The 21,621-nt window shown below is 36.7% G+C and carries 20 protein-coding genes; 14 read left to right on the plus strand and 6 right to left on the minus strand.

The features are described from left to right. Positions 1–32 precede the first annotated feature (32 nt). From BGO84_RS01215 to BGO84_RS01265, 11 genes are all read left to right on the plus strand, one after another. The gene (locus BGO84_RS01215) at positions 33–650 is read left to right on the plus strand and encodes a TetR/AcrR family transcriptional regulator (RefSeq protein WP_135104407.1); all 618 of its coding nucleotides are present in this window, start codon (positions 33–35) and stop codon (positions 648–650) included. Between the two features lie 138 nt (positions 651–788). After that, a complete protein-coding gene (locus tag BGO84_RS01220; RefSeq protein WP_252638772.1) occupies positions 789–1,694 on the plus strand; it encodes a phospholipase A in 906 nt (301 codons plus the stop codon). Positions 1,695–1,696: 2 nt separating this feature from the next. Continuing rightward, positions 1,697–2,134, plus strand: coding sequence for a thioredoxin family protein (locus BGO84_RS01225; RefSeq protein WP_291026924.1), 438 nt, complete (start codon positions 1,697–1,699; stop codon positions 2,132–2,134). Between the two features lie 29 nt (positions 2,135–2,163). After that, on the plus strand, positions 2,164–3,111 hold the full coding sequence (locus BGO84_RS01230; protein WP_283687648.1) for a ketoacyl-ACP synthase III: 948 nt from the start codon (positions 2,164–2,166) through the stop codon (positions 3,109–3,111). 24 nt (positions 3,112–3,135) lie between these two features. Beyond that, positions 3,136–4,113, plus strand: coding sequence for a UDP-3-O-acyl-N-acetylglucosamine deacetylase (locus tag BGO84_RS01235; RefSeq protein WP_291026926.1), 978 nt, complete (start codon positions 3,136–3,138; stop codon positions 4,111–4,113). 6 nt (positions 4,114–4,119) lie between these two features. Next, positions 4,120–4,314 (plus strand): hypothetical protein, encoded by a 195-nt coding sequence (locus BGO84_RS01240; RefSeq protein WP_135104402.1) that lies wholly within the window; start codon positions 4,120–4,122, stop codon positions 4,312–4,314. Between the two features lie 57 nt (positions 4,315–4,371). Continuing rightward, complete coding sequence (locus tag BGO84_RS01245) at positions 4,372–4,596, plus strand: winged helix-turn-helix domain-containing protein (protein WP_135104478.1); 225 nt, start codon at positions 4,372–4,374, stop codon at positions 4,594–4,596. A gap of 158 nt (positions 4,597–4,754) precedes the next feature. Next, entirely contained in the window at positions 4,755–5,051 is a 297-nt protein-coding gene (locus BGO84_RS01250) for a hypothetical protein (RefSeq protein ID WP_291026928.1), read from the plus strand. A gap of 45 nt (positions 5,052–5,096) precedes the next feature. Further along, on the plus strand, positions 5,097–5,861 hold the full coding sequence (locus BGO84_RS01255) for a PCMD domain-containing protein (protein WP_291027148.1): 765 nt from the start codon (positions 5,097–5,099) through the stop codon (positions 5,859–5,861). An 11-nt stretch (positions 5,862–5,872) separates the two neighbouring features. Beyond that, a complete protein-coding gene (locus BGO84_RS01260; RefSeq protein WP_291026930.1) occupies positions 5,873–6,637 on the plus strand; it encodes a porin family protein in 765 nt (254 codons plus the stop codon). Positions 6,638–6,660: 23 nt separating this feature from the next. Next, entirely contained in the window at positions 6,661–7,638 is a 978-nt protein-coding gene (locus BGO84_RS01265) for a DUF3667 domain-containing protein (RefSeq protein WP_283687643.1), read from the plus strand. Here the strand turns inward: BGO84_RS01265 and BGO84_RS01270 are convergent. The 5 genes from BGO84_RS01270 to BGO84_RS01290 all read right to left on the minus strand — a co-directional run bounded on the left by BGO84_RS01270 (position 7,635) and on the right by BGO84_RS01290 (position 13,579). Further along, entirely contained in the window at positions 7,635–8,684 is a 1,050-nt protein-coding gene (locus tag BGO84_RS01270) for a winged helix DNA-binding domain-containing protein (RefSeq protein ID WP_291026932.1), read from the minus strand. The two genes, BGO84_RS01265 and BGO84_RS01270, sit on opposite strands and share 4 nt — an antisense overlap. 17 nt (positions 8,685–8,701) lie before the next feature. Further along, positions 8,702–9,562, minus strand: coding sequence for a carboxylating nicotinate-nucleotide diphosphorylase (gene nadC, locus BGO84_RS01275; protein ID WP_291026934.1), 861 nt, complete (start codon positions 9,560–9,562; stop codon positions 8,702–8,704). Further along, complete coding sequence (gene nadB / locus BGO84_RS01280; protein ID WP_135104396.1) at positions 9,555–11,138, minus strand: L-aspartate oxidase; 1,584 nt, start codon at positions 11,136–11,138, stop codon at positions 9,555–9,557. The genes nadC and nadB overlap by 8 nt, the downstream gene beginning before the upstream one ends. An 86-nt stretch (positions 11,139–11,224) precedes the next feature. After that, positions 11,225–12,229: a quinolinate synthase NadA gene (gene nadA, locus BGO84_RS01285; protein WP_291026936.1), complete on the minus strand. Its 1,005-nt coding sequence runs from the start codon at positions 12,227–12,229 to the stop codon at positions 11,225–11,227. Between the two features lie 141 nt (positions 12,230–12,370). Continuing rightward, the gene (locus tag BGO84_RS01290; protein WP_283687637.1) at positions 12,371–13,579 is read right to left on the minus strand and encodes a hexokinase; all 1,209 of its coding nucleotides are present in this window, start codon (positions 13,577–13,579) and stop codon (positions 12,371–12,373) included. A 384-nt stretch (positions 13,580–13,963) separates the two neighbouring features. Here BGO84_RS01290 and BGO84_RS01295 point away from each other — a divergent pair, with 384 nt between their 5' ends. From BGO84_RS01295 to BGO84_RS01305, 3 genes are all read left to right on the plus strand, one after another. Then, positions 13,964–15,064 carry an efflux RND transporter periplasmic adaptor subunit gene (locus BGO84_RS01295; RefSeq protein WP_291026938.1) on the plus strand — a complete coding sequence of 367 codons (1,101 nt, stop codon included), beginning with the start codon at positions 13,964–13,966 and terminating at the stop codon, positions 15,062–15,064. Positions 15,065–15,131: 67 nt separating this feature from the next. Next, on the plus strand, positions 15,132–18,167 hold the full coding sequence (locus tag BGO84_RS01300; RefSeq protein ID WP_291026939.1) for an efflux RND transporter permease subunit: 3,036 nt from the start codon (positions 15,132–15,134) through the stop codon (positions 18,165–18,167). Between the two features lie 114 nt (positions 18,168–18,281). Beyond that, positions 18,282–19,601 carry a TolC family protein gene (locus tag BGO84_RS01305; protein WP_291027150.1) on the plus strand — a complete coding sequence of 440 codons (1,320 nt, stop codon included), beginning with the start codon at positions 18,282–18,284 and terminating at the stop codon, positions 19,599–19,601. A gap of 62 nt (positions 19,602–19,663) precedes the next feature. On the opposite strand, the gene BGO84_RS01310 is transcribed toward BGO84_RS01305, so the two are convergent. Then, positions 19,664–21,619, minus strand: coding sequence for a nucleoside-diphosphate sugar epimerase/dehydratase (locus tag BGO84_RS01310; RefSeq protein WP_291026941.1), 1,956 nt, complete (start codon positions 21,617–21,619; stop codon positions 19,664–19,666). Positions 21,620–21,621 lie beyond the last annotated feature (2 nt).

The following is a 21,621-nucleotide window of genomic DNA, read 5'->3' on the forward strand; positions in this document are numbered from 1 at the left end:
ATCGTTCACGTCTTTTATTTTTAACTCAAATAATGAAATATAGTAGAGAATATATATTAAGGAGAGCCTTTGATGTTTTCATGAATAAAGGCTATGATAGTGCTTCAATATCTGTCTTACAAGAAGAATTACAGATGTCTAGGGGTGCGTTGTATCGCTATTTTAAAAATAAAGAAGAGCTTTTTAACGCTGTTATCGATGAATATTTCTTTAAGATATTCGATAAGTTGCAGCACAATATGGATAAGCATACATACTCTTTAGAGAAATTTATAGAAGTAATGCATAGGCGGCAAAAAATATTTGTCAATGCTTTTACCAGAGCAGGGGTTACTCATACCATTTTCTTAAATTATACAGCTCTTGTAATACAGGCCGGCAAGCATTATCCCAATTTCTTGGAACGCTTCAAAATAATAAACAATCGATCTTTGGAGTCATGGAAAGATGCTATGCGAAATAGTATAAAAGCTGGTGAAATTAAGGATGATATAGACATCGATATCTTAGCTATCTTGTTTAATAATACAAGTGTGAAAGAAACCTCTGACAGGGATTGTAACGATTCTTCATTCGCTATTAATGTTATGCAGGATATGAATCGGAGGATGGAAGTAATGCGTTATTTATATAGCCTAATAAAAGTATAGCGTTGATGAACAATGAAATGTGAATGAATGTTCATTATAAAAACAGCAACATAGAAAAAAATATCAAGACAACGCTCAGAAAAGAGAATTCATTTATACACTCATCATCATTAGACAATTTATAATACTAATTACCTCATGTTAAGAAGCTATATATTTATAATATTTATTATTTCATCAGTTACACTACTTGCTCAAAATGATACAGATTTAATGTATTTAGGCAACGATAGCATACGTCAGCAGTACGACAGTGCAATGAAAGACCCTCACATTTTTCGTCCAAGGCATTTAGAAATATCGGAGAGGGATGCTATAAAAATGGCAGACCGAATGCCTGCATTCGCTGTATATAGAGACACCTATTTTGTTACGGGGGTACCACTGGATGAGAAAATTACAGAAAACTCTGCTGATGTAACTTTCCAGCTAAGTATAAGACAACGACTGACTAGAAGTATCTTACCTTTCAAATCATTTTTGTATTTAACTTATACACAAAAATCATTTTGGAACATATATGCTCAATCAAGTCCATTCAGGGATACAAACTACAATCCGGGTGTAGGGCTTGGAAAGTATATATTGTATAAAGACAGAGTAGTTGGTGCCGCCTTCGTACAGTTGAAACATGAATCCAACGGGCGTGATGAAGAAGAATCCAGAAGTTGGAACTATTTAAGTTTATCAATGAAATATTATTTCAACGCCCGATTCAATATTTCTGGGGAAGTTTGGATTCCATATGTAGACGGGGGGAATAATAAAGATTTGCTAGATTATAGAGGACTCGGCTTTGTATCGGTCAACTACACAAGTGATAAACATCGCTGGTGGCTTTCAGCAGATATCAATCCTCGAAAAGGATGGGGTAATGTAAATACAACACTCACCGCTGCATTTAAAATGTCAGACAGATCAAACCAATATTTATTTGCTCGTTTCTACCAAGGGTACGGAGAGAGTCTGCTCGGCTACAATCAATACACGATGAATATAAGAGTAGGTATTTGTATAAAACCTAATTTCTATAATTTCTTTTAAGAATGTTTGAATTAAAAAAATTTCGTTTCAAGACATGGCATTTCGTTCTACTATTCGTCCTTTTTTTTATTCTGGTAAATATTATAGGATTAATATCTATAAACGGGAACTCATACTCTATTGAAAATGAGATTGCGCAAATAGAAGAAATATATGATTTGTCTGAAATAGAAAATTCGACTGAGATTGTGTCTATTATTTTTTACAAAGAAGACTCTAATATTTGTGGTAAAATGATGCATAATATAAATCAGCTAACAAACAAAAAGAGTAAGTTTTACAGATCGGAAGTAAATAAGAACTCCGAATTATATAAAAGGCATAATATATCCGGGGTTCCTTGTACTTTGATACTTAAAAATGGAGAAGAAATAAGTCGCATTATGGGTTTAGTTCCAACCTCCAATCTGGAAATTATCTATAGTAGGATTGCTAAATAGTTGTAGGTAATATAAAACAACACACTAATATGTTTATTAACTCAATAGGATATTACGTCCCGAAAACAAGGATTCCAAACGATTATTTCACCGAAATAAACGGATTAACAAGTGATTGGATAAGTCAACGTACAGGAATCTTAACTCGTTCAAGAGCTTCGCAGGAAGAAACGATAGACTATATGTCTAGCAAAGCCATAGAATCGGCATTACCGGATCTTCCCTACAAAATAGAAGATATAGATCTGATTATTTTTGCATCATATACGCCTAGCGATACAATTGTTACAACAGGGCATTATGTACAGCGCAAATACAATATATCAAATGCAAAAGTATTCTTTGTATCATCAGCATGTTCATCGGGACTCAATGCGATAGAAATCATATATTCTTTCTTCGCATCGCAGATAGCCGAAAAAGCATTGCTTATCTGTGCCGATCGGAACTCAACATATTCGGATGATACAGATTGCGTATCTGGACATTTGTGGGGAGACGGAGCTACGGCTTACTTTTTCTCAACCGAGTCCTATTCAGAAAAAGATCCTCAGATTATAGATATCACAACACAAGGATTAGGTCATATAGGATTAGCTTCGAGAGCAGTGTATCTTGATCCGAAAGGAGATGGTTTGAAAATGCCTCATGGCAAGGATGTTTTTATGCAGGCTTGCACATATATGGCGCAAAACACGAAGGATATAGTCGAAATCAACGGATATTCGTTAGATGATCTAACCTTTTTCATTGGACATCAAGCTAATATGAGAATATTAAAGAATGTTGCGAAACAACTAGCAATACCCGAAGAAAAAGTATTAACGAATATTCAAGAGTTAGGCAACACCGGCTCAACAGGTGCCCTATTGGTATTGGCACAAAATATAAAAAAAATCGCACGAGGAGACCTGATATGCATATCGGTCTTCGGCGGGGGATATTCTGCAGGCTCATGCCTGATCAAGATTCCCTAAATATAAAATTAAAGAAATATTATTATGGTTTATCAACGTACTTTAAAAAACAGTTTTTCCCTACAAGGGAAAGGATTGCATACAGGACTAAATATACATATCACATTCAATCCGGCACCTGAAAATTATGGATATAAGATCAGACGTGTAGATATACCCGGGAAACCGATTATAAATGCTTTGGCAGAGAACGTTACAGCTACCCAAAGAGGAACTGTAGTATCAGCCAATGGTGTTAATGTGAGTACAGTAGAACATGCTATGGCTGCATTATACGCATGCGAAATAGACAATTGCCTGATAGATGTAGATGGACCTGAATTCCCGATATTAGATGGAAGCTCTATTTTGTATGTGAGCAAAATAAAAGAAGTCGGTACAGAAATACAGAATACAGCAAGAGAATATATTTCGATAAAACGCAAAAAAATTAAGGTTGTAGATAAAGCGACCGGATCGTCAATGATACTAATTCCGGATGAGTCTTTTAGTATAGAATCACATATATCCTTCAACTCTACATTCCTAAAAAGGCAAGATGCAACAATGCATAACCTATCTGAGTTTCCAAAAGATTTTGCTTCTGCACGAACATTTGTGTTTGTAAAAGAAATTGAATCTCTACTCAATAATAACTTAGTGAAAGGTGGAGATTTGGATAATGCTATTGTTATATACGATAAGCCAATAGAGCAAGAAAAGTTCGATCTATTAGCTGACATGCTGGGAGCAAAAAGAAAAGATTCTACAAAGCTAGGATATATCATGAACAAGCCTTTGCTTTATCCGAATGAACCGGCCAGACATAAATTGTTAGACATTGTAGGTGATTTAGCTTTAGTCGGTCGTTTTATAAAGGGAAAAGTTATAGCTAATTGTCCTGGACATAAAATAAACAATATGTTTGCCAGAGCCATTAGAGAAGCGGTATTCCCAAGTGTACAAGAAGAATCCCTTATACTCCCTGAAACAAGTCATGCGGGTCTATATTCTTTAGCTTAATCAATAATGAAAGATATATTACAATTTATATTGCATAACAAAATTGTACTGATAGGTATGTTGATCGGTTTCATAGCCTCATATATCTATTGGTACTATTTTGCATGTTATTGGGGAACATATCCCCTTTCAGCTGAATCTTGGGTAAATTGTGGTTTTGGTACAATATTAGGAGGCTTAGTTGTCACGTTAATCAATTAAAATTAGTATATTTACATATAAGATATGCTTTATTTAACCAAACTAAAACTATTCGCCATGCTAAAAAAAGATATTCGTATAAACGCCACAGCTATCTGGCAGTATCTGTCAGAAAGAGGCAAAATGTCGGTTCAGGAAATTGAAGAATTAACACATTACAAAAATTCGTTGATACTTCTTGCATTAGGTTGGCTCTCGAAGGAAAACAAAGTACGTTTTTCAGTCAAAAATGAAAACCTATACGTTGAACTAAGTAGTACTCCTACTGAAATATACTACTAGGAAGTGACTCTATTCGGGAACTATATCATATTCTCAGAAGGAAATATGATAAATTATCTCAGAAGATTTTAGCGTTAAAAAGCATTAATTTACAAAACTAAAAACTTCTGCCACAAAATCATTGTGTAACTTTATCATCGTTTCTTTTAGAATAATTTATGAATATTAAGAATCTATCACTATTTATCTTGTGTATGCTAAGTATTACTTCATGCATAAAAGATGAGCCGCTAAATATGGAGGCGGACATTATAGATATGAAAGTTGAAGATGGAGTATTTATCACTCGCGCTATAACAGAGCATACTGTTCAGCTTTTCGTTTCTGACAATGCTGATTACTCACACCTTACACCAATAATTGAAGTTACTGCGGGTGCTACGATCGAACCAAAATCGGGAACTTCTCAAGATTTTTCGAATGGAAAAAATGTTATGTACACAGTAACTTCCTAAGATGGGAAGTATACAAAAACATATACTGTAACAGTAACCTCCAAGATTAGTCTCAAAAATACGTTCGAAGAATGGACAACAGCGGGTACAGAAAAAGCACCGTATCCGATTTTAAGTGATCTATTATGGAGTAATGCAAACTCGGGACTATCTATTTTGGTAGGCACCGGATCATTAAAGTTGGATCATTATCCTACTGATAAAACGACCGACTGTGTTAAGGGAAAATATGCTGCGATACTACGCACAATAAAAGGCACAACGGTTTTTGGAATAGACTACCCTATTTTTTCGGGATCACTTTTTAGAGGAGCTTTTTCCGCGAATATGTCTAACCCTCTAAAGTCACTAATATTGGGACAGGCTCATCCGAAAGAAAATGGTAAACCAATCATGTTCAATGGCTACTACAAATATACCTCGGGCGATATTTTTACAGGTAGAGATGGAAAAGTTATAGCAAACAGAACAGATTCGCTGTCGATGTATGCTATAATATTCAAAGTGAGTAAAGGTGCTCCTGCAAACGAAGAATTTCTTGATGGGGAATCAATTCTGACATCGCCTAGAGTTGTAGGAACAGCCAAATGGTCTCATACTGACGAAAGTATAGTGGAAGCGCCAGCGAACAATGGGTTTATACATTTTTCTATACCATTCAGATATAAAGAAGATCTTGATTTTACGAAAAATGATTATCGTCTTACGATTGTTTTGGCATCAAGCAAAGATGGAAACGAATACCAGGGAGCGGTCGGGAGTACTCTCATTGCTGATGACCTTGAACTAGTATCTGATCCTATAAAATAAGAATATATCCGATGAGATTAAAATATAACATCATCCTAGTACTTGCAACAGTATTAATGATAAGTAATAATATTTCAGCGCAGAATTCTGATAACAAAACATTTGATCTGAGCTTTATCCTAGGGTTTAATATGGGAGCAACTGCTCCTGTGCCTATTCCGGCTGAAGTAAGAGAGATTAATAGTTACAACCCAAAATTCAACCCTCAATTAGGATTCAATCTAGTCTATAAACTCAACGAACGATGGGGTGTAGGTACAGGACTAAGTCTCGATTGGAAAGGGATGCGAGTTTCCGATCATGTGAAGTACATGTACACAAGTGTTACTCTGACCGAAGGGAGCGAAAAGCTTACAGGTTACTTTGTAGGAAAGAATGTAACAAATGTAGATATGACTTATCTTACCATACCAATATATGGCACATACCGATTCAATGACAAATGGCAAGTGAAACTGGGCGTATATGCAGCAAAAACCCTTTCATCCACATTTGACGGATATGTAAATGATGGATACATCAGAATAGACTCTCCGGTAGGTCAGAAACAAGAAATAAGCGGAGAGGGTGCAACATTCGACTTTGGGGACGACTCTCGTGACTATGATTTTGGACTATTAGCAGGAGGTGAATATCGCTTAAATAACCGTATCGGGTTTTATGGCAGTTTTACCTGGGGGCTTCTTCCTTATTTTTATTCGGGATCAAATCCTATTAAATTCACGTTCTACAATATATACGGTACACTAGGTATCACCTATCGATTCAGCAAATAACTATAATAGCTTTTTTTTGAACTATGAGTAAACATAAAATCAGGATCAACAAGACTTGCCAAAATTGTGGAGCTTTTGTTGAACAGCACTACTGTCCTAAATGTGGACAAGAAAACAGCGAAAGCAGGCAATCTTTCCATCATGTATTTACTCATTTTGTCTTCGATTTTTTGCATTACGACAGTTCATTTTGGAGAACAGCAAAATATCTGTTTCTTTCTCCCGGTAAACTCTCATTGGAGTATATGAATGGAAAACGAAAATCGTATGTGAACCCTTTTACTCTTTATATATTCATCAGTTTCATTGCCTTTTTTATCCCCCCTCTCCTTCCTGAAGTATCAGCACCTAACAAAGAAAAAATACAAAAAGAGATCAGCGAAAATGTAAATAGTGACTCTTTAGATACGATTATAGCAAAGCTGGACGTAAATAAAAAAAATCTCATTAATGAGGCTAAAATACCGGAGAAAGTCAGCAAGATAGAAGATAAAATTAATAATTCGGGTGTAGATGAAAAGACAGAGAATGAGACAAAACAATTTATAGCAGGTATATTAAAAAATGTAAAAGATAAAGAAAAAGGAGAAAAAGCTATCGAGTTTTTCATTCACAACATCCCGAAAGTTCTCTTTATATATATGCCTCTCTTTGCCTTTTGGCTATGGTTGTTCCATAATAAAAAGAAAAAATATTATTTCGACAGTGCTGTCTTTACATTACATTTCTTTTCTACGACCTTGCTAACGATAACTATAGCAACGACTCTAAGCTGTCTGTTCGATTGGTTAAACTTAAATACCACATTCTATTTTCTTTTATATTCTTTTGCTACGCTATACGTAACATTCTATTTTTTCAGAGGAAACAGGGTGTTTTTTGAAGAAAACAGATTCGTATCGAATTTAAAATCTTTTGTTCTGATAGGAATAAATAGCTTCTTTATCTTCCTTACTTTTACATTTTATGTTGTATTTGTAGTGTATATGATATATACTTAAAGTAGGTATTTTTTATATCCTTCGATAGCTTTAGTAACCAAATTGTGCGTTTTCTTACTTGATGCGTAAAAGAGTTCGGTATCAAGAGTTTCATTCTTTTTTGATGATTTTTTCCAAGTACCGATAACTTTGCCGTCAAGGCTGATAGCAGGTCTGAATATTCCCGGACTTGTTATTATTTTATGGTGATGGTCTATATGCAGACTTTCTTTTCTATCCTTATAGCTAACTGTAAATTCATCAAAAGCAGGCAAAAGATTTATCAAATTATCACTGCTGACGAGTTTAGAGTCTCTGTGAAAAATATAAGTTTGATCATTTATTGTTTCATGAATAAAATCGCTCCCTATCAGAGCTATCCCTTGTCTGGCTTCTGCTGTAGTCAATCCCGACCACCAAATAAAATCTTTTAAAGTAGCAGGGCCATGGCTCCTGAAATATTTGAACGCTAATTTATACAGGCATTCATCTTTATCGAACTGATTGGTCATTTTGGGAACTTTTTCTTGCAACAAAGCATACGTCTGTTTTTTGCCTTTCATCTCGCCATTGCATACAACGCCATCCAACTCGGCATGCATCATTATATGATTAACGGTTCTATTATCCGCATCTATACCTGCCCTATTTATTACATCTTTCAGCTCTTGGCGTGTTAATGAATTTCCCTGAAGTGCCTTTTCTATAATTGAATTTGTACGGGCTATAAATGGTTCGGCAAGTCCCAGATCCTTATCATAAGATCGCATTGCAGTTTTCACTCTCGGAACGCTCAAATATAGCATCCAGTATATATCGTCCTTGGCTACAAAATGCCAAGTAGGACGTAAGATATGAAGACGTAAAATATCACCTTTGTCCAAAGCCGCTTCAATCTTCTGATCGGTAATCTGGGGTATACGTATACCGATGCCCCATTTCGCCATATTATAGTCTTGTGCCTGAATAGCTCCCATCCACGAAACCAACTCGTATGCCTCGCCCAGGAATGAACCATCAAGTTGATGGTTTGATAGACGTAAGGATAGAATCTCTTCTGCTTTCATGGCAATTCAGATAAAAATTAAAATGCTTTAAGGCTTAAATCAATATTTGGAGCAGAATATATAATTGCTCCCGAAGAAATATAATCAACTCCGGTCTTAGCTATATCATGCACCATATCTTCTGTAATACCCCCCGAGGCTTCAACCTTTACTCTTCCGTTTATTAGTTTTACAGCAGCACTCATTTCATATAAAGACATATTATCGAGCATAATAACGTCCACTGCACCTGTAGCCAAAGCTTCTTCTACTTCTTTCAGGTTGCGTGTTTCTACCTCTATTCGGAGATTTTTATTGTTCTCTTTCAAGTATTTCACTGTGGCCTCTACAGCATTGGTTATTCCTCCGGCATAATCGTTATGATTGTCTTTTAGCATAATCATATCAAAAAGACCGAAACGATGATTTTGACCACCGCCGATATACACAGCCCACTTCTCACACATACGGAACATTGGAGCCGTTTTTCGGGTATCCAGAATACGTGTATTTGTATCTGCCAGCAACTCTACCATCCGATGCGTATATGTAGCTATTCCGCTCATACGCTGCATACAATTTAGGACTAAGCGTTCCATTGTGAGAATCGACCGAGCCGCACCTGATACAATAAATGCGATCTCGCCTTCTTTTACTTGATCCCCATCATTTTTGAGGATTTCTATTTCCAGATTTTTATCATAATAATGAAATATCTCTTTTGCCAGATCAACACCGGCTAAGATACAGTCATGTTTTATGATCAAATGAGCTCTTTGCTGAAGATCAGCAGGCACACTGGCCAATGTAGAGTGATCTCCGTCGCCAATATCTTCTTTGATGGCCTCATCAATAAAATGATATAATCTACTATCAGTTACGTATGAAGGTCTATTCATGAATATCTAAATCTTTATTATAAAATGTACCTCTATTCTCGGTTTGTTCTATACTTTGGGTTATAATCAGATAAGCCACACTAGCCAGATTTCTTAATTCTGAAAGTTGCGGCGATAATATCGAAAATTTATATATTTCTTTTACAGACTTGTATATTTCTTCTTCTTTCTGCTTTGCCATTTTGAGACGGGCATTGCTGCGCACAATGCCAACAAGATCACTCATCAATGTCTGTAATTCTTTTCGAAGATAATTTAGCAAAACCATTTCTTCGTTCACTCGCATCCCCTCCTGATTCCATTCCGGAATTTTTAGAAGATGATCATAATTAAAATTATCTTCATGCAAGCGTTCTATCGTTTTCATTGCTGCACGATGTGCAAAAACGAGAGCTTCAAGCAAAGAATTGGAAGCCAAACGGTTTGCGCCGTGAAGTCCGGTATTCGAACATTCGCCCACAGCAAACATATTCTTTATTGTACTTTGTCCAAATGAGTCTACATCGATTCCTCCGCATAGATAATGGCTTGCCGGTACCACAGGAATCAAATCCATGAACATATCCAGCCCTTCATCTTTAGATTGCTTATAGATATTTGGAAAATGTTCGAGAAACTTTCGTTGATCTAAGTGTCGGCAATCCAGACAAACATAATCGTCTCCACGCAACTTCATTTCATTATCAATGGCTCGTGCTACGATATCCCGTGATGCCAGCTCTTCCCTATCATCGTATTTATGCATAAATGGCTCTCCTGAAGCAGTACGCAATTTAGCTCCAAAGCCTCTTACAGCCTCCGATATTAAAGGTAGTTGACCTGTCGTATTACTATAGAATGCAGTCGGGTGAAACTGTATAAATTGCATATTGCTGATTCTGGCTTTTGCACGATGAGCCAAGCCAATACCGTCACCTGTAGCTATAGTCGGGTTTGTCGTGTTTTTGTATACATGCCCACATCCTCCGGTAGCCATTAGTGTAATTTTTGCCGTCATTTTAATGATCCGGCTGGCTTTCATATCCAACACGTATGCTCCATAGCAGTGGAGGTTATATTTATCAAATTCGGATTGAGGTACTTGATGCTCGGTAAGCAAATCGATAACATAATGATGGTTGAGTAAAGTAACATTCTCGAGTCGCTCTACAGCTTGCAACAATGCTCTTTCTATTTCTGCTCCGGTTATATCCTTATGGTGCACTACCCTGTTTTCGGTATGTCCGCCTTCACGTCCCAGATCATAACTTTGAAACTCGTCTTTATCGAAATTAGCACCCCACTCCACCATTTCGCGGATACGCTCAGGGCCTTCTTTCACTACGATCTCTACAACTTCACGTTTACACAATCCGTCTCCCGCTCGTAATGTATCCTCAATATGCTTATCAAAGCTATCTTTTTCGAAATTGGTTACAACAGCAACCCCTCCTTGTGCATACTTGGTACTCGACTCTTCATCGTCTGATTTTGTGATAATTGTTATCCTAGTATCGGGTCTCTGTTGTGCTATTTTTAAAGCATACGACAGGCCGGATATTCCTGAACCTATCACCAAAACATCAGTATATATCATTCTTTGTTATGAATTATAAATTACGGATTACAAACACACAACATTATGTGCTCACAATTCATAAATCATCACTTTTTGTTATTTGTTTATTTAATAGCCTTAGACAATTCCAACATTCTATTTATAGGCTTCAATGCTTTTAGTCGGATTTCTTCTTCCATCAATATCTCAGGCTGCTCATATTTCATACACAAATACAATTTCTCCATTGTATTTAATTTCATAAAATGACATTCGCTACAATTGCATTTATCATCAATCGTCAGTGCAGGAATTAGAGTTTTGTGTGGTGCACGCTTTCTCATCTCGTGCAAGATACCTTCTTCTGTAGCCACAATAAATTCCTGACTGCTATCGTTCACTACATAATTGAGCAAGTTGGCTGTAGAGCCAATATAGTGAGCTACCTGTAAAACCGGTTTTTGAGCTTCGGGGTGAGCTATAAGTTTAGCCTTCGGATGTTCTAACATCTGCTGCGCAATCCGTTCCAGAGAGAATGCTTCATGCACAATACAAGCGCCGTCCCAAAGTATCATATTTCGTCCAGTCACTTGATTGATATATCTACCCAGATTTTTATCAGGAGCAAATATAATTTCTTGATCTTCCGGCAAAGAGTTTATGATGTGCTCGGCATTGGATGACGTAACAATTATATCACTTTCAGCCTTAACTGTAGAGTCACAATTGATATAACTCACAACAATGGCATTCGGATATTTCTTCTTCATTTCACGAATCCCCTCCCCTGACGCAGAATCCGCCAAAGAACAACCGGCCAATAAATCAGGAAGAACTACCTTTTTGGTCGGATTCAAAATTTTAGCCGTTTCGGCCATAAAATGCACTCCGCAGAATACAATCAGATCTGCATTTGTCTTTTCTGCGGCACGTGCCAGTTGTAAACTGTCTCCCAAAAAATCGGCTATATCCTGAATATCGCCTGTCTGATAATAATGCGCAAGAATGATAGCATTCTTTTCTTTTCGCATTTTATTAATCTCTTCTACCAGATTTATACCTTTCGGTATTTCCATATTCAGATATCCTTTTATAGGGAGTGCGGCAACTGCTTTTTCTAACATAGTCATATAATAGTCCAGATAAAATAAAACGACAAATAGTTATTTGCAGGGCAAAAATACTTATAAAAAGTGACTTAACCGATATTGATTATAAGAAAAAAGGGATTTGGAAACATCCAAACCCCTACTTGCTATTATATCTTTAGTTTACGACAAAGCAGCTATAGCAGAACCTATAAGGTTTGCATTGTCCATTTGAGCCACATGTACATGAACATCTCCATGATTAAACTCTGTAAGAAGTTTTTGTAACTCAGACATTACCATATCTTTATAGTTTTTGCCTTTTCTGTATTCACTCCAGAATAAGCTACCTTCGGCTACCAATCTTATTTTCTTGATAGATGGGTCATGTGATACAAGCACCAAAACCAATCCGGCGATAGATGCAGCAACTAGCTTGGCTGATCTTTCGTATATTGAACGAGCAATCTCTACATATCTTTTCTTATGAATATCAGGATAATTCATGATATTAGTCAGCTTCTGAGCATCAAATCTTTGTTCGAATTCATCGCACGGGAAAACCGATTTAAGGATTTCTCCCAAATACATACCCGATACAGCTTTTTCGAAACGTTGAGCACCCTTTGCATCAGAGCAAGCATCTACCTTATCATCGATAGCTGTGAGATGAGGAGGGTTAAAGTTACCTGACTCTAAGTTTACAGGAATCAGCCCGCTCAGTTTGTAATCAGGATTTAGTTTCTTTATTTTATCAGCGTTGATAAAAGTAGCCATATTTGTACCTGTTCCAACAATCAGCCCGATATAAGCGTCATAACTAGAATCAGTAAGTCCGGCAAATAAGCTTGCGACTGTATCGTTGATTACTTTTACACCATTGAATTTAACATCATTACGTTGATTCAGATAATCTACCAATGGTTGTCCTACGGGTTTTCCTACCATTTCTTTGATGTCAACACCTTTTGTCCATCTAAGAAGCTTGGCATCTCCGTTTTGCAGAGATTCAGCCGGATAAGAAAAACAATATCCTATTGGAGTTTCTTGATCACGCTTGATTTCTCCTATGGGATCGGCTTGTTCTTTAAACAAATCTTCTTCTGTAAAACCCGGAGTTTTCATAACAGACAAATCCTTCTTCCATCCATTTTCAGGATGAATTGTTGGTTTACCATCAACGAAGTCAACTACAGCAACCCGATAGTTAGTTCCTCCTAAATCTAAAACAGTAGCCTTACCGTTCACACTGGTTGTTTTAGGTATAATATAAGTAGGAATACACTGTATTTCGGCATTCTCTTTACTCAGACCAACCTCTACCTTGTGTTGGAGCGACTGGGCTATTTCTTTTAGTTGTTTCGACTTAAGATGAAAAATATCTTTCTTCATAAGGTATCTTTATGTTTAGGTTATTTTTTAAACTCTACAAATATAACTATCTCATTTGAATATTGAGCCATTGCAGAGGCAATGAATCTGAATAAATAACTATTTTTAGGACATTCTAAGACATCACTTTTTAAGGACATTTTATAATCCTGTAACACTTCTATTTTAAATATTATATTTGTAAAATAGATCGACACAAAACTTAAAAAAGATTCTCAATAAACAATGAGCCAAAAGAAAATGGAGAGAAGAATAAGTCTTGTTTAATTTTTGTTTAGTAATGCAAACAAAAATTAAAATACATCCGATAAATTAAACCTTTCCTTCTATTTTAAATCGTATTCTTGGAAACCTGTATTATAAGCCCAAAATAGAATATTTACTATGAACAAAAAAACAAAAATAGGACTTCTGATTGTTATTCTTTTATTTATTGCCGGAATGGCTTTTTACCCAAAGATCAAAGGTCTTTTAACCACGAATGCCGATCCGTCACCAACTCCACCAGGAAACAAAGGGACAAGCAATCGTACGATACTGAATGTTAATGCCCAGATCTTAAAATACGGTAACCTTGATAATACCATCAGGGTGAAAGGTGTATTGATCCCTGATGAGGAAGTTGATCTATCATTCGAAACATCAGGTATGATAACAGAAATACACTTCAAAGAGGGTTCGAATGTAAAAAAAGGACAGCTTTTAGCCAAAGTGAATGATAAACCGCTACAAGCTGAGTTGAAGAAATTACAAACACAAATACCTCTTGCCGAAGACAGAGTTTACCGTCAAAAGGCATTATTGGCAAAAGACGCAGTAAGTCAAGAAGCTTACGAGTCTGTCAATACAGAGTTGGAAAAATTGAAGGCTGATATTGAACTGGTAAAAACAAGAATAGCCCAGACGGAACTACGTGCTCCATTTGATGGTATCATAGGTTTGAGACAAGTGAGTGAAGGAACATATGCTTCACCTTCTATAATAATATCTCGGCTAACCAAAATAACTCCATTAAAAATAGAGTTTTCGGTAAATGAATCAGAAGTAAATAATGTAAAGCCCGGAACACCTCTCACCTTTACATTCGATAATGATTTAAACAAATACCAAGCTACAGTTTATGCCGTAGAGTCTAACCTCGATAGACAAACACTCACTCTAAAAGCCAGAGCTTTGTATGCCAATCCCGGAGGAAAATTAAAACCGGGTCTCTCTACTAATGTTGAGATAAAATTGCAGGAGATAAAGAATACTTTAGTCATCCCTAGTTTATCTACGATAGCAGAAATGGGACGTGATATTGCATACGTATATAAGAACGGCGTAGCCCATCAGATAGTACTAAAGAAAGGTATGCGTACAGCGTCATCCGTTCAGGTATTAAACGGATTAAATGTTGGCGATACTCTTTTGGTAACGGGTGTCATGCAATTGCGTGACGGTTTGCCTGTTATTATCGATAATTTTATAGAAAACAATCAGTAAAACAATTTATATAATAGCTTCGGATATTTAAAATCGTAGATTTCTAAACATCCAAAACCTCTAAAAGATGACTATATCTGAATTAAGTATAAAGCGCCCGGTATTAGCCACTGTATTTGTATTGATTATATTCCTTTTAGGATTGATCGGATATACATATTTAGGGGTGCGCGAATATCCCAACATAGATAACCCCATTATTTCGGTAGACGTGAGTTATCCCGGGGCTAATGCCGAAATTATAGAGAATCAGATCACAGAACCACTAGAACAAAATATAAATGGGATACCCGGCATCAGGTCTTTGACAAGTAGCAGTAGTCAGGGTTCATGCCGTATAACTGTGGAATTTGAATTATCTGTAGACCTCGAAACAGCAGCAAATGATGTGCGGGATAAAGTCTCGCGGGCACAACGTTATCTGCCTCGCGACTGCGACCCTCCTACTGTATCGAAGGCTGATGCCGATGCCAACCCGATTATACAAATAAGTATACAAAGCGAAAAGCGTTCTTTGCTCGAACTAAGTGAAATAGCTGAGTTGACAGTAAAAGAGCGTTTACAAACCATACCCAATGTGAGCGCTGTAGAGATCTGGGGACAAAACCGCTATTCGATGCGACTATGGCTCGATCCGGTAAAAATGGCATCGTATGGCATTACCCCGATGGATGTAAAAAGTGCCGTAGATAAAGAAAATGTGGAATTGCCTTCCGGCAGCATAGAAGGCGATAACCTTGAGCTTTCTATACGAACATTAGGGTTGATGCAGACTCCCGAAGAATTCAACAATATGATTATCAAAGAAGACAATTATAATGTTGTAAGGTTTAGAGACGTAGGTACAGCGGAGCTGGGTACAGAAAACTATAAGAGTATTATGCGTCGCAATGGTGTTCCTGCTGTAAGTACTGTTATTATTCCACAACCGGGAGCCAATCAGATTGAAATTTCTGATGAAGCGATGGTTCGTCTCGAACAACTAAAGAAAGACTTACCGGAAGATGTCAAAATAGATGTCGCCTTCGACAATACTAAATTTATAAGGGCTTCGATAGCAGAAGTGGAAGAAACGGTATATATAGCTTTTGCATTGGTCGTTATCATAATATTCCTTTTCCTTCGCGACTGGCGTGTGACGTTGGTTCCTTGCGTTGTTATTCCCGTATCACTAGTAGGAGCTTTCTTTGTGATGTATGTTGCAGGATTCTCGATCAATGTCTTATCCATGTTAGCCGTAGTTCTGGCTGTAGGATTGGTAGTCGATGATGCTATTGTGGTCACAGAGAACATCTATCTGAAAATTGAGGGAGGTATGACTCCCAAGGAAGCAGGGATAGAGGGTTCTAAAGAAATATTCTTCGCCGTTATCTCAACAACAGTGTCTGTGGTTGCGGTATTTTTCCCTATTGTCTTTCTTGAAGGGATGACAGGACGTTTGTTCCGTGAATTTAGTATTGTTATTGCCGGGGCTGTCCTTATTTCAGCATTTGTAGCTCTTACGTTTACACCGATGCTTGCTACCAAGTTATTGAAAAAGAAAGATCAGGCGGGATGGTTTTACCGTAAAACAGATCCTTTCTTTCAATGGTTGACCAAAGCTTACGACAATGGTTTGCACCATTTCCTTAAACATAAGATAATAATATGGCCTATCATAATCCTTACACTCGCAGGAATAGGTTATTTAGTCAGTGCGATCCCTTCCGAAATGGCTCCATTGGAAGACCGCTCACAGATAACAATAAGAACCAGCGGACCCGAAGGCTCTACTTATGAATTTAATCGAAATTATACAGAAAAGATTGGAGTGATAGCTGATTCCGTTGCACCCGAACGTCTCATTAATACAATGCGAGCCTGGACGGGAGGCGGGATGATAAACCTCATGTTGCCCAATATTAAAGATAGAGAAAGAAGCCAAATGGAGATTGCCAACGAACTGACAAAGGCTGTAAGAAAAGAAACAGAGGCACGGGCATTTGTGCAACAACAGTCTACCTTCGGTGGAAGACGATCGAGTATGCCTATACAATATGTATTGCAAGCTACCAACCTTGAAAAGTTAGAGGAATTCATCCCTCAATTTATGAGAAAAGTACAAGAGAGCCCAATGTTTCAAATGGCCGATGTAAACCTTAAATTCACGAAACCTGAAACCCGTATTATCATAGACAGAGATAAAGCCGCCATACTAAGAGTAAGTACCAGAGATATAGGACAAACATTGCAATATGCACTAAGTGGGCAACGTATGGGCTATTTTTATATGAATGGGAAACAATATCAGATATTAGGGGAAATTAATCGCCAACAAAGGAATACACCTCTCGACCTGAAATCTATTTATCTTAAAAACTTAGGAGGGAATATGATTCAGATGGATAACCTTGTGCGCTTAGAAGAAAGTGTCGCCCCTCCCCAGCTATACAGGTATAACAGATTTAAGTCTGCAACAGTATCCGCGGGTCTATCTCCGGGAGTAACAATCGGCGCCGGGTTGGAAGAAATGGATCGCATAGCGAAAGAAACCCTTGATGATACATTTCGAACAGCATTGGCGGGAGATTCGAAGGATTTTAGCGAAAGCTCTTCCAGTTTGATGTTTGCATTTATACTTGCTATATTATTGATCTTTTTGATCCTTGCAGCACAGTTCGAAAGTTTCAAAGATCCATTTGTTATTATGCTTACAGTCCCCCTTGCAATTGCCGGAGCCCTTTTGTTTATGTATATCAAAGATATAACGATGAATATATTCAGCCAGATAGGAATTATTATGCTTATCGGGCTGGTCGCTAAAAATGGTATTCTTATTGTGGAGTTTGCAAATCAGCGTCAAGAAGCAGGAATGAGTAAACTTGAAGCTATACAGGGAGCTGCAGTACAACGTTTGCGTCCGATCCTTATGACAAGCTTCTCCACCGTGTTGGGATTGTTACCCTTAATATTTGCCAGTGCCGAAGGAGCCAATGGGCGTATGGCTATGGGAGTGGCTGTAATTGGAGGAATGATGATTTCTACTCTATTAACGATATTCATTGTACCGGCTATGTATTTATATATATCTACCGACAGAAGTAAGAAGAAAGATAGGATTTAGTAAATATAAATTTATCTATAATATAACAACTATATACTAGGACAAAAAGTAACAAATAAAAAAGAGATAAAAGCTGTTACTTTTGTCACCTTTTGACTAAGAAGAATTTTGATGATGAAAAAATATATATTAATTATCATTCTAGCAATAGCTGCACCAAGCATATGTAATTCTCAGGTTGTATTCGATCTGAAAAGATGTATAGAAAGGGGATTGCAAAAGAACTATGATATTCGTATTATGCGCAATAATCAGGAAATATCGGACAACAATCTCACTGTGGGAAATGCAGGATACCTTCCGTCTGTAGATCTCACAACGGGTTATTCGGGTTCGGTAAACAATATAACACAGAATTTGGCAAATGGAGAGAAAAATAAGAATAACGGCATTCACAACCAATTATTGAATGCAGGCGTCAACTTGAATTGGACTGTTTTTGATGGCTTCAATATCCAAACGAATCACCAACGCTTAAAAGAGCTGCAAAAGATGGGGGAACTGAATACCCGCTTAACGATAGAGAACTTCGTATCGGGGTTAACTTCAGAATATTACAATTACATCCAGCAGAATATCCGATTAAAAAACTTGAAATCAGCCGTTAAGTTATCTAAAGAAAGATTACGCATAGTTGAAGCTAGATACGAAATTGGAGCAGGCTCTCGACTCGATCTTCAACAAGCAAAGGTAGACTTCAACAGTGACAGCTCTCGCTTGATTAAACAATATGAAGTATTATATACATCTCGCATATCACTTAACCAAATGATGGCTGCAGACAATATCGAGCAACTCATTGTAACCACGGACTCTATAATTGAATTCAATCAGTTTATAAATAAAGAAGATGTTTGGCAAAAAACGCTATCTTCGAATACTTTCCTTTTGTTATCAAATAAAAACAAGAATCTTAGTTTGCTTGATTTAAAAACAGCTCAGAGTGAGAACTATCCGTATTTGAAACTTAATGCAGGCTATGGTTATACAAAAAACATTTACAATACGGGGACTATAGATAATCAAAACAATTTGGGCTTAACCTATGGATTAACTCTAGGTTTCAACCTGTTTGATGGCTTCAATAGAAAAAGAAAACAAAAGAATGCCCGTATAGAAGTTGAAAACAAAGAACTCCAATACGAGCAAACTATACTCTCTATAAAAGCCGATTTTTCGAATATGTGGATGGCTTATAGAAATAATATAGATCTGACAAATCTTGAAAAAGAAAATGTACAAACAGCAAAAGAAAACCATGAAATAGCTATCGAACGATACAAACTTGGAGACCTGTCAGGTATAGAATTACGAGAGGCACAAAACAGTCTATTAGAAGCCGAAGAAAGACTTGTTCAAGCTGAATATAATACAAAATTATGTGAAATATCGCTTATGCAAATTAGTGGGCAAGTGATTTCATATTCGGAGTAAATACAATGAGCATCTGTCGGATTCTGTTGTCTGTTTTGTAAAAACAAATACAGGTATTTCTTTTATACCCAAATTTGAGAATTGCTAGTGGTATCTATATTATTTTGATCAAGTTGTTCAAATTCTGAATTATTGCTAACAAATTCAGGTACGAGTACTTTCATCTGTCGTACGAGTTTGTATTTATCATTTGTCTGGGCGACTAAAATTAACTGCTCTATTTGAGGTAAAATATCCTGAAAATGGTATTCCCTTACTTTAGCCATCATAATCTTTTTGTGCGAAGTCTGTTCTGTTATTTCAGAGTCATTCAATAACTCTTCATACAGCTTCTCTCCGGGCCTTAATCCTGAAAATTGAATTTCGATATCTCTTTCCGGAACTAAACCGGCCAACTCTATCATTTTTTTTGCTAAATCATAGATCCTTACAGGCTGTCCCATATCAAAGACGTAAATATAACCGGACTTACCGATGACAGAAGCTTCCAAAACCAAGCGGCATGCCTCCGGAATGGTCATAAAATAACGAGTGATCTCAGGATCTGTTACAGTTATTGGACCACCCTTCTCTATCTGCCTTCTGAATAATGGAATAACAGAGCCATTACTTCCTAATACATTACCAAAGCGTGTTGTCACAAATTTAGTATGAGACTTATTTTTCTTTTGATCAGCAGCACAAGACTGAACGTATATTTCTGCGATGCGTTTAGTTGCCCCCATGATATTTGTAGGGTTTACAGCCTTGTCTGTTGAAACCATAATAAACATCTCAACATCATACTCAATTGCTAAATCGACTAACACCTTTGTACCTAATACGTTGGTAATTATAGCTTCACATGGATATCTTTCCATCATAGGAACATGCTTATAAGCAGCGGCATGATAAACTATATTAGGTTTATATTTATCAAACACAAAATTGATAATTGTATGATTGCGGACATCTCCGATAATAGTAGTATAGTTTAAGCAAGGATACAACTTCTTTAATTCAATATCCAAATCATTCAATGGTGTTTCAGCCTGATCGAGGCAAATAATAGAAGCAGGAGAAAATTGAGCTAGCTGTTTGACGATTTCACTTCCTATTGAACCTGCAGCACCTGTCACCAAAATATTTTTACCTTGAACATTCTCAGCGATAACATTCATGCTGATATTTATTTCGGGACGTCCAAGCAAATCTTCAATCTGAACAGGACGAATACTCCGACTAATATCTGACAGTTGAGATAAACTATCTATATTCATTTGTTTACTTATATAGATGCGAATATTTAAGCTTAATAGTTTTTCAACATAATTAGCTTCATTCTTTAGTTCATCTTCTTTGGTAAACAATATATCTTTTATTTTGTATTTTACGAAATCTTCGGGCTTCTGAATAGTAAGAACCGGTACGTTTGTGAGTTTCTTTAACTTTGAATCAGGCTCTGTTGTAAGAAAGCCTATAATCCTGAATCTATTGTTTCCTGTACTCAACAGTTGTGCAAGAACAATATTATCTTCATTTAACCCCCACACAAATACAGGTATAGAAGGATTATTCCCAAACCGTCGGGTTAATGTCTGATAAGTATAAACGACAACTAGGCGAAACCCGTACAAACAAACCAATGAAACTAAAAAGAGGGTACTACAATATGCGACAGCAACGCTTCCTGATGGACCTATAACTTTATATAATGTAAGAAATATAAGTAAATCAGCAAATAACAAGGATGTAAGTATCTTTTGAAATTCATGAATTGTAGAATAACGGACAATTCCTTTATATGTTTTAAATATACTAAAACAGACTGCATTAAATAATACGGTTATAGCCAGATATTCGAAGAATACCGGATGATATACTATATGAATATTTTTGTATATCTGAAGTGTTAGAATATATGATATGATAGTCGCAAAAGTGACTATTGCCAAATCGATCAACAAGACGAACCATCTGCTCAGCAGACGATTCTCTAAGAATCTCTTATATATTTTTCGTGTAGTGTTGTTTATCATTT

Origin of the sequence: Dysgonomonas sp. 37-18, from assembly GCF_001899125.1 — a bacterium.
GTDB lineage: Bacteria > Bacteroidota > Bacteroidia > Bacteroidales > Dysgonomonadaceae > Dysgonomonas.

Bases quoted from the DNA above. Each gene is read 5' to 3' on its own strand.
- BGO84_RS01230 (WP_283687648.1), top strand. From the start codon at position 2,164: ATGTTTATTAACTCAATAGGATATTACGTCCCGAAAACAAGGATTCCA.
- nadC (WP_291026934.1), bottom strand. From the start codon at position 9,562: ATGAATAGACCTTCATACGTAACTGATAGTAGATTATATCATTTTATT.
- BGO84_RS01235 (WP_291026926.1), top strand. From the start codon at position 3,136: ATGGTTTATCAACGTACTTTAAAAAACAGTTTTTCCCTACAAGGGAAA.
- BGO84_RS01250 (WP_291026928.1), top strand. From the start codon at position 4,755: ATGAATATTAAGAATCTATCACTATTTATCTTGTGTATGCTAAGTATT.
- BGO84_RS01220 (WP_252638772.1), top strand. From the start codon at position 789: ATGTTAAGAAGCTATATATTTATAATATTTATTATTTCATCAGTTACA.
- BGO84_RS01270 (WP_291026932.1), bottom strand. From the start codon at position 8,684: ATGAAAGCAGAAGAGATTCTATCCTTACGTCTATCAAACCATCAACTT.
- BGO84_RS01305 (WP_291027150.1), top strand. From the start codon at position 18,282: ATGAAAAAATATATATTAATTATCATTCTAGCAATAGCTGCACCAAGC.
- BGO84_RS01300 (WP_291026939.1), top strand. From the start codon at position 15,132: ATGACTATATCTGAATTAAGTATAAAGCGCCCGGTATTAGCCACTGTA.
- nadA (WP_291026936.1), bottom strand. From the start codon at position 12,229: ATGACTATGTTAGAAAAAGCAGTTGCCGCACTCCCTATAAAAGGATAT.
- BGO84_RS01225 (WP_291026924.1), top strand. From the start codon at position 1,697: ATGTTTGAATTAAAAAAATTTCGTTTCAAGACATGGCATTTCGTTCTA.
- BGO84_RS01310 (WP_291026941.1), bottom strand. From the start codon at position 21,619: ATGATAAACAACACTACACGAAAAATATATAAGAGATTCTTAGAGAAT.
- BGO84_RS01215 (WP_135104407.1), top strand. From the start codon at position 33: ATGAAATATAGTAGAGAATATATATTAAGGAGAGCCTTTGATGTTTTC.
- BGO84_RS01295 (WP_291026938.1), top strand. From the start codon at position 13,964: ATGAACAAAAAAACAAAAATAGGACTTCTGATTGTTATTCTTTTATTT.
- BGO84_RS01260 (WP_291026930.1), top strand. From the start codon at position 5,873: ATGAGATTAAAATATAACATCATCCTAGTACTTGCAACAGTATTAATG.
- nadB (WP_135104396.1), bottom strand. From the start codon at position 11,138: ATGATATATACTGATGTTTTGGTGATAGGTTCAGGAATATCCGGCCTG.
- BGO84_RS01245 (WP_135104478.1), top strand. From the start codon at position 4,372: ATGCTAAAAAAAGATATTCGTATAAACGCCACAGCTATCTGGCAGTAT.
- BGO84_RS01240 (WP_135104402.1), top strand. From the start codon at position 4,120: ATGAAAGATATATTACAATTTATATTGCATAACAAAATTGTACTGATA.
- BGO84_RS01290 (WP_283687637.1), bottom strand. From the start codon at position 13,579: ATGAAGAAAGATATTTTTCATCTTAAGTCGAAACAACTAAAAGAAATA.
- BGO84_RS01265 (WP_283687643.1), top strand. From the start codon at position 6,661: ATGAGTAAACATAAAATCAGGATCAACAAGACTTGCCAAAATTGTGGA.